Genomic DNA, 8,184 nt, shown 5'->3' with positions numbered 1-8,184 from the left:
AACCGCTCTGCAGCACCCCTGAACCCGGTTCAGGGTGTGCGCGTGGGGTTGGTGATAGTTTCATAGAGTTACGGCGGTCATAGCGGTGGGGAAACGCCCGGTCCCATTCCGAACCCGGAAGCTAAGGCCACCTGCGCCGATGGTACTGCACTCGACAGGGTGTGGGAGAGTAGGACACCGCCGGAACATCCTTTCACGAAGGCCCCCAACAATGTTGGGGGCCTTCGTCGTTTCTCCGGGTAGGTGCGGAATCGCAGACGCGCCGCCCATTTACGTCGTCCAGGAGAAGTGCGCCTCGAATTGCTCGGTCCTGACAGGGCACCCGCGGGCCGGTCCCGAGCTGAAAGGCGCAGGGCCCTACACTCGTCCCGGTGCGCCTCGTGATTGCTCGTTGCCAGGTCGATTACGTCGGTCGGTTGACCGCTCACCTGCCGATGGCCCGCAGACTCCTCCTCATCAAGGCCGATGGTTCGGTGCTGGTGCATTCCGACGGCGGCTCCTACAAGCCGCTCAACTGGATGAGCCCGCCGTGTTGGCTCGACGAGCGGGATCTCGCCGCGGTGGAGGTGCCGGACACGGCCAAGGCGCTGTGGGTGGTGACCAACAAGGCGGGCGAAGAACTGCGCATCACCATCGAGGACATCGAACACGATTCCTCGCACGAACTCGGGGTCGATCCGGGCCTGGTGAAGGATGGCGTCGAAGCACATCTGCAGGAACTGCTCGCCGAGCACGTACAGACCCTCGGAGCCGGCTACACGCTCATCCGGCGGGAGTACATGACGGCCATCGGGCCGGTGGACCTGCTGTGCCGCGACGAGAACGGCGCGACGGTGGCCGTGGAGATCAAGCGGCGTGGTGAGATCGACGGAGTAGAGCAGTTGACGCGGTATCTCGAACTGCTGAACCGTGATCCGCTGTTGGCGCCGGTGGCCGGGGTGTTCGCGGCCCAGCAGATCAAGCCGCAGGCCCGCACGCTCGCGCAGGATCGGGGCATTCGTTGCCTCACACTCGATTACGACGCGCTGCGTGGCACGGAGAGCAACGAATTCCGGTTGTTCTAGGCTTGGTGACGTGTCGCGCCGCAAATCCCGTACCGATCGCCGAGCGGGACGCCCGGACGGCATCCGGCCGTTGTCGGACGTCTTCGGCTCGATCGAGCTGGGTCCGGGTGGCGACGAGGAGTACTCGGTGCGCACCATTCCTGCGGCGCGCGCGCTGAAGACCTATCGCTGCCCGGGCTGCGATCACGAGATCGTGCCCGGGGTGGCGCACATCGTCGCATGGCCTCGACTCGGCGGAGAAGAGGACCGCAGGCACTGGCATCGGGGGTGCTGGAACGGCAGGCACACGCGCCGTATCACCCGCCGTTGGTCCTGAGCCCCCCGTGCAAGTGGGCAGTGACGAGAAAAGGCCGCCCCTGGTTACAGGGGCGGCCTTCAGGGCTGAACTGGTGGAGAGGACCGCGTCGTCGCCTTTCGGGGTGATCCGAGGTCAGTTGGCGATATCGGCGGCTTCGCGCTCGTCGGCTTCGATGTCCTCGTCGTCGTCGGCGGTGGCCTCCGGGATCGCCTTGGTGGTGCGGGAGCCGACCGACTTGGACGGGCCGCCACCGATCTTGCGCTGCTCCGGCACACCGTCGAGCAGTTCGCTCTCGCGGTTGACCGCAGCCAGCATGGCGGGCACCGAGTCGAGCTGACCGCGGATACCGAGCAGCTGGGCGAGGACCCGGCCGCGCAGCACGCGCATCTCCTCGGCGAGTTCCTTGGCGTGGGCGATCTTGCGCTCGGAGGTCTGGGTCGCCGAGGTGATGAGGCGGTTGGCCTCGTCGGTGGCGTCCTTGATCCGCTGCGCGGCCTCGGCCCGGCTGGTGGCCTCGAGCTCCTCCATCTGGCGGGTGAGCTTGGTGCGCCGCTCGGACATGGTGACCTCGAAGTCCTGCTGCGCGGCCTTGCGCTTGGCTTCGGCCTCCTTGAGGATGCGCTCGGACTCGGCCTGGGCCGCTTCGATGATCTTCGCCGATTCGGTGCGCGCGTTGGCGAGAGTCTGCTCGTACTCGATCTCGAGCGCTTCGCGCTTTTCCTTCGTCTCCGACAGCAGCGACTCGTACTTGCCGCGCATCTCGGCGGCCTGCTGCTCGGCGATGGACACCATCTCGGCGGCCTCGGCCTGGGCCAGGGCCCTGACCTCGCTGGCCTCGTCGGAGGCCAGCCGCAGCATGCGGGAGATACGGTCGGACATGCCTTCGGCCGTGGTCGGCGGGACCGAGAGGCGATCGACCTCCTTGCGGAGCTCGTCGATCTCGTCCCGCGCGTCCTCGAGCTGCGCGGCCAGGTTGCGTGCCTGCGCCGCGGCGGCGTCGCGGTCGGTGGCCGTGACCCTCAGTTCGGCGTCGAAGCGGTCGAAATAATTACGCACCTCGTCTTGCGCATAGCCCTTCCGCACAACGGTGAAGGGCAACGCGACGAAGCGATTGCGATCGGACTCAGGTGACGACATGGCACACAAACTACAGCCTGTGCGCGGCCGATGGTGACTCGACCGCGAATGTGAACGGGCCGACTTTCCCTGCTCCGACCGCGATACTAGTGCGTAACATCGGGGTTCGGTTCGACCAACTCGACCAGCACACCTCCAGCATCCTTCGGATGGATGAAGTTGATGCGAGAATCGGCCGTGCCACGGCGCGGGGCCTCGTACAGCAAACGCAGTCCGCGCTCGCGCAGGTAGGTCGAGACGGCGTCGATATCGGTAACGCGGTAGGCCAGTTGCTGCAGGCCGGGTCCGCTGCGGTCGATGAATTTGGCGATGGTGGAGGATTCGTCCAGCGGCGCCAGCAACTGCAGGGCGGTGGCGCCGTCGGGAGCGCCGGGCAGCGACAGCATCGCCTCGTGCACGCCCTGGGCCTCGTTGATTTCCCGGTGGGTCTCGATCATGCCGAGATTCTCGGCGTACCAGGCGATCGCGGTGTCGAGATCGGGCACGGCCACACCGACGTGGTCGACGGCCACCACGTAGTCGCCGGGGATGAAGGTGGACCTCGGGGTGGAAGACGCGGCGGCGGTCTCGGAAGTCATATCAGCGTTGCTCACTCTTCGACGGTAGCGCTCCACCTGGGCGATGTCCGGTCCGGGCGACCGGCTACCGTGGGGTAGAAACCCGTTGACATCGATCTTCTTGATATCCGGCCCCGCCGTGCACCGGTGTGGCCGTGGAGAATGCGAGGCTCGTCGTGACCACTTCCGTCATCGTCTCCGGCGCCCGTACGCCGGTCGGCCGGCTGCTCGGCGGCCTGAAGACCTTCTCCGGCGCGGACCTCGGCGGGTTCGCCATCAAGGCCGCTCTGGAAAAGGGCGGCGTGGCCCCCGAGCTGGTGGAGTACGTGATCATGGGCCAGGTTCTGACCGCGGGCGCGGGCCAGATCCCGGCGCGCCAGGCGGCGGTGGCCGGCGGCATCCCGATGGATGTGCCCGCGCTGACCCTGAACAAGGTGTGCCTGTCGGGCATCAACGCCATCGCGCTGGCCGATCAGCTGATCCGCGCCGGTGAGCACGAGATCATCGTGGCGGGCGGCCAGGAGTCGATGAGCCAGGCGCCGCACCTGCTGGAGAAGAGCCGCGAGGGCTTCAAGTACGGCGATGTGAACCTGCGTGACCACATGGCGCACGACGGCCTGTACGACATCTTCACCGATCAGGCGATGGGCCTGCTGACCGAGCAGGGCAACGATCGCGACCCGATCAGCCGCGAGGAGCAGGACGCGTTCGCCGCGGCCTCGCACCAGCGCGCGGCGCAGGCATGGAAGAACGGCGTCTTCGACGACGAGGTGGTCCCGGTCGCGGTGCCGCAGCGCAAGGGCGATCCGGTGTTCGTCACCGACGACGAGGGCATCCGCGGCGCGACGACGGCCGAATCGCTGGCCGCGCTGCGCCCGGCGTTCCGCAAGGACGGCACCATCACCGCGGGCTCGGCCTCGCAGATCTCCGACGGCGCGGCCGCGGTGGTCGTGATGAGCAAGGAGAAGGCTCAGCAGCTCGGCCTGAGCTGGATCGCCGAGATCGGCGCCGCGGGCGTGGTGGCGGGGCCGGATTCGACGCTGCAGGACCAGCCGGCCAACGCCATCGCCAAGGCCTGCGCCAAGCAGGGTATCTCGCCCGCGGATCTGGATCTGGTGGAGATCAACGAGGCGTTCGCGGCGGTCGGCATCGCCTCGACCCGCAAGCTGGGCATCGATCCGGCGAAGGTGAACGTCAACGGTGGCGCGATCGCGATCGGGCACCCGCTGGGTATGTCCGGTGCGCGCATCCTGCTGCACCTGGCGCTGGAGCTGAAGCGTCGCGGCGGCGGCATCGGTGCGGCCGCGCTGTGCGGTGGCGGCGGCCAGGGCGATGCTCTGATCATCAAGGTGCCCTGATCGTCGAGACCGGTGATTCGCCCCGGTCACACCGGGCGGGCGTCCGATCTGTCCGGTGTGACCGGATCGACTACGACCTCATGTAGTTGATGCGGCACAATGGTCGCCATGGCCTCTTTCGACCCGCGCACCGTCGCCGGTAGGTTCCGTCTGTTCGCCGTACTCGAAGCCTTGTCCTGGCTGGGCTTGCTGACCGGCATGGCTTTCAAGTACCTGCCCGCCGACGGCAACGAGATCGGCGTGAAGATCTTCGGACCCGTGCACGGTGCGGTCTTCGTGCTGTTCGTGCTGACCGCTCTGCTCACCGCGCGCGAGTTCGAGTGGAACTGGAAGACCACGCTGCTGGCGCTGCTGTCGAGCATCCCGCCGTTCTTCACCGTGCTCTTCGAGGTCTGGGCCGTCCGCGCCGGCAAGCTCGACACGCCTGCCGCGGCTGCTCAGCCCCTGGCGAATTCCACGGACGCGACTGCCCCCGCGCGCGCCTCTTCGTGACAAACTGGGAACCGTGACTCGACCAGCCGCACGTCGTCCTTCGCCAGCAGTCGCCGCCGCCATGTCCGGAGCGGTGGATCTGTCCAGCCTGAAGCAGCCGCCCGCCGCCCCCGGAACAAGCGGCGGCGGCGCACCCGGTGGTGACTACGCCGTCTCGGAAGTCGATTTCGAGGCCAAGGTGCTGCACCGGTCCATGCAGGTGCCGGTGGTTGTCGCGCTGTACTCCCAACGCAGTCCGGGCAGCGTCGAACTGGTGCGGACCCTGCAGCGTCTGGTCGAGGCCGACGGCGGCTCCTGGGCGCTGGCCACGGTCGAGGCCGAGGCCAATATGCGCATCGCCCAGGCGTTGCGGGTGCAGGGCATTCCGACCGTGATCGCGATCGCCGCGGGACAGCCGCTGGCCGATTTCGAGGGCGCGCAGCCGGAGGCGCAGGTCCGTCAGTGGCTCGACGCGGTGGTCGACGCCGTCGCGGGCAAGCTCGAGGGCACCGCGGAAGAGGCGCCGGAGCAGGAGGACCCGCGCTTCGTCGCCGCCGAGGATGCGCTCGAGCGTGGTGACTTCGACGCCGCGGAGGCCGCCTACGAGGCGATCCTCGCCGCTGAGCCGAACAACACCGAGGCCAAGGCCGCGCTGCGGCAGCTGAAGTTCCTGGCCCGGGCCCAGCAGGTGCCCGAGTCGGCGATCCAGACCGCGGACGCCGACCCCTCGAATGTGGACGCGGCCATCGCCGCGGCCGATCTGGAACTGCTCGGCCAGCAGGCGGAGGCGGCCTTCGATCGGTTGATCGCGGTGGTCAAGCGGACCGCGGGCGACGACAGGACCAAGGCGCGCACCCACCTGCTCGAACTGTTCGAGCTCTTCGACCAGGCCGAGCCGTTCGTGGTCGCGGCCCGTCGCCGACTGGCGGCAGCGCTGTACTGATCACGTACGGTCTCGTCGCCCTGCCGGGGGCCGAGCGTTCCGCCTCGATCACACCGCCTCGATCACACCGCCTCGATCACACCGCGTCGACTCCCAGGCATCGCCGGGAGTCACGTCTGGAGCGTTGCGCGGGTGCCGGATCAGACGCGCGGGCCGGCCAGCCAGACGGCGCTGTTCGGTGCGAGTGCGACGGTCGCGGAGAACGGGCGTCCGTGCCAACGGACCTGCTCGGCGTGGACCGCGCCCAGATTGCCGATGCCCGAACCGCCGTATTCGACGGCGTCGGTATTGAGGATCTCGGTCCACTCACCGGGCACCGGCAGACCGAGCCGGTACTCGCCGTGCGTCGAGCCGGAGAAATTGAAGACGCAGGCCACCACCGAGCCGTCGGAGCCGTAGCGCAGGAAGGCCAGGACGTTGTGCCGGCGGTCGTCGGCCTCGATCCAGGCGTAGCCGCCGGGGGTGGTGTCCTGGCTCCACAGCGCGGGGGTGGCCCGGTAGACGTGGTTGAGGTCGCGCACCGCCGTGGCGATGCCACGGTGCAGCGGGTTGCCCAGCTCTTCCCAGTCCAGCCCGTGATCGTGTGACCATTCGCGGTCCTGGCCGAAGTCCTGGCCCATGAACAGCAATTGCTTGCCGGGGTGGGCCCACATATAAGCCAACAGCGCGCGCACGCCGGCCGATTTGGCGAAGTCGTCGCCGGGCATCCGGCTCCACAGTGTGCCCTTGCCGTGCACCACCTCGTCGTGGCTGATGGGCAGCACGTAGTTCTCGCTCCACGCGTAGACCATCGAGAAGGTGATCTCGTGGTGGTGCCAGGCGCGGTGGATCGGGTCGCGTCCGAGGAAGCCCAGGGTGTCGTGCATCCAGCCCATGTTCCACTTCATGGTGAATCCCAGGCCGCCGACATCGGCGCCGCGGGTGACGCCGGGCCAGGTGGTGGACTCCTCGGCGACGGTGATCACGCCCGGATGCGTCCGGTGCACGACCTCGTTGAGTTCGCGCAGGAAGGCGACGGCCTCCAGGTTCTCCCGGCCGCCGTGGATATTGGGTTCCCAGTCGCCGCCGCGTGAGTAGTCCAGGTAGAGCATCGAGGCGACGGCGTCCACGCGCAGGCCGTCGATGTGGAATTCCTCGATCCAGTAGCGGGCGTTGGCGATGAGAAAGTTGCGGACCTCGTTGCGGCCGAAGTCGAAGACGTAGGTGCCCCAGTCGGGTTGCTCGCCGCGGCGGGGGTCGGCGTGCTCGTAGAGCGGGGTGCCGTCGAAGCGGGCCAGCGCCCATTCGTCGCGCGGGAAGTGCGCGGGCACCCAGTCGAGCAGGACGCCGATGCCCGCGCCGTGCAGGTGGTCGACGAAGGCGCGGAAGTCGTCGGGGGAGCCGAAGCGGGCGGTGGGGGCGTAGTACGAGGTGACCTGATAGCCCCAGGAACCGCCGAACGGATGCTCGGCGACCGGCAGCAGTTCGACATGGGTGTACCCGGTCTCGCGGACGTAGTCGGCCAGTTGCCGCGCCAGCTCCCGGTAGTCCAGGCCCTGGCGCCAGGAACCCAGATGCACTTCGTAGACGCTCATCGGCGACCGGGTCGGATCGTCCGCGCGGCGCCGGTCGAGCCACTGCTCGTCGTTCCAGACGTAGGCGCTCTCGGTGACGACGGAGGCGGTGCGCGGCGGGACTTCGGTGGCGAAGGCCAGCGGGTCGGCGTGATCGACCACGCGACCGTCCGCGCCGTGCACACGGTACTTGTACTTGGTGCCGGGACCGGCGTCGGGAACGAACACCTCCCACACGCCCGAGGTGCCCAGCGCTCGCATCGGTGCGGTGCGGCCGCCCCAGCCGTCGAAGTCGCCGAACACCGTGACGCCGCGGGCGGCGGGCGCCCACACCGCGAACGACGTGCCGGGCACCGCGCCGTCGAGGGTCTCGTAGCGGCGCGGGTGCGCGCCGAGTACCTGCCACAGATGCTCGTGACGGCCCGCGCCGATCAGGTGCAGGTCGAACTCGCCGAGCGTCGGCAGAAAGCGGTAGCCGTCGGCGGCCACGACGGTGCCGCCGCCCGGGTAGCCGGTGACGACCCGGTAGTCCATCAGCTCCGGGTAGGGCAGGACGGCGGCGAACATGTCGTAGCCGAGGAACTCGAGGGGGTGGTCGACGCCGCCGACACGGACGTGGACCGACTCGGCGTGCGGGCGCAGCACCCGGACGATCGTTCCGTCCGGATGCGGATGCGCGCCGAGCACGGTGTGCGGGTCGCGGTGCGTGCCCGCGGCCAGCAGCATGAGGTCGCGCGTTTCGACCAACGGCCGGTCCCGGTCGGCGGGCGGTGCGCCGCCCGGGCTGCCGGTGTCGCTCGCGT

The 8,184-nt window shown here is 68.6% G+C and carries 8 protein-coding genes and 1 rRNA gene; 6 read left to right on the top strand and 3 right to left on the bottom strand.

The window, feature by feature from the left end:
* Positions 1–69 precede the first annotated feature (69 nt).
* From rrf to NS3_RS23760, 3 genes are all read left to right on the top strand, one after another.
* A 5S ribosomal RNA gene (gene rrf / locus NS3_RS23770) occupies positions 70–186 on the top strand.
* A 185-nt stretch (positions 187–371) separates the two neighbouring features.
* Complete coding sequence (gene nucS, locus NS3_RS23765) at positions 372–1,064, top strand: endonuclease NucS (RefSeq protein ID WP_067863744.1); 693 nt, start codon at positions 372–374, stop codon at positions 1,062–1,064.
* A 10-nt stretch (positions 1,065–1,074) separates the two neighbouring features.
* Positions 1,075–1,380 carry an Rv1322 family protein gene (locus NS3_RS23760; protein WP_067863741.1) on the top strand — a complete coding sequence of 102 codons (306 nt, stop codon included), beginning with the start codon at positions 1,075–1,077 and terminating at the stop codon, positions 1,378–1,380.
* 114 nt (positions 1,381–1,494) lie between these two features.
* Here NS3_RS23760 and NS3_RS23755 read toward each other — a convergent pair whose 3' ends face one another.
* The gene (locus NS3_RS23755; RefSeq protein WP_067863738.1) at positions 1,495–2,499 is read right to left on the bottom strand and encodes a coiled-coil domain-containing protein; all 1,005 of its coding nucleotides are present in this window, start codon (positions 2,497–2,499) and stop codon (positions 1,495–1,497) included.
* An 86-nt stretch (positions 2,500–2,585) separates the two neighbouring features.
* Entirely contained in the window at positions 2,586–3,077 is a 492-nt protein-coding gene (gene mce / locus NS3_RS23750; protein ID WP_067863735.1) for a methylmalonyl-CoA epimerase, read from the bottom strand.
* Between the two features lie 155 nt (positions 3,078–3,232).
* Between mce and NS3_RS23745 the strand changes: the two genes are divergently transcribed.
* The 3 genes from NS3_RS23745 (at position 3,233) to NS3_RS23735 (ending at position 5,828) form a co-directional block, all read left to right on the top strand.
* A complete protein-coding gene (locus NS3_RS23745; protein WP_067863770.1) occupies positions 3,233–4,414 on the top strand; it encodes an acetyl-CoA C-acetyltransferase in 1,182 nt (393 codons plus the stop codon).
* Between the two features lie 99 nt (positions 4,415–4,513).
* Positions 4,514–4,906 carry a DUF3817 domain-containing protein gene (locus tag NS3_RS23740; RefSeq protein ID WP_067863732.1) on the top strand — a complete coding sequence of 131 codons (393 nt, stop codon included), beginning with the start codon at positions 4,514–4,516 and terminating at the stop codon, positions 4,904–4,906.
* A 61-nt stretch (positions 4,907–4,967) separates the two neighbouring features.
* Complete coding sequence (locus NS3_RS23735) at positions 4,968–5,828, top strand: tetratricopeptide repeat protein (protein ID WP_067863729.1); 861 nt, start codon at positions 4,968–4,970, stop codon at positions 5,826–5,828.
* 140 nt (positions 5,829–5,968) lie between these two features.
* Here NS3_RS23735 and glgB read toward each other — a convergent pair whose 3' ends face one another.
* Positions 5,969–8,107: a 1,4-alpha-glucan branching protein GlgB gene (glgB, locus tag NS3_RS23730; protein WP_084495869.1), complete on the bottom strand. Its 2,139-nt coding sequence runs from the start codon at positions 8,105–8,107 to the stop codon at positions 5,969–5,971.
* Positions 8,108–8,184: the final 77 nt, after the last annotated feature.

The sequence above is a fragment of the Nocardia shimofusensis NBRC 100134 genome (assembly GCF_001613125.1).
Taxonomy (GTDB): Bacteria; Actinomycetota; Actinomycetes; order Mycobacteriales; family Mycobacteriaceae; genus Nocardia; species Nocardia shimofusensis.
This window is presented reverse-complemented; position numbering and strand designations above follow the sequence as displayed.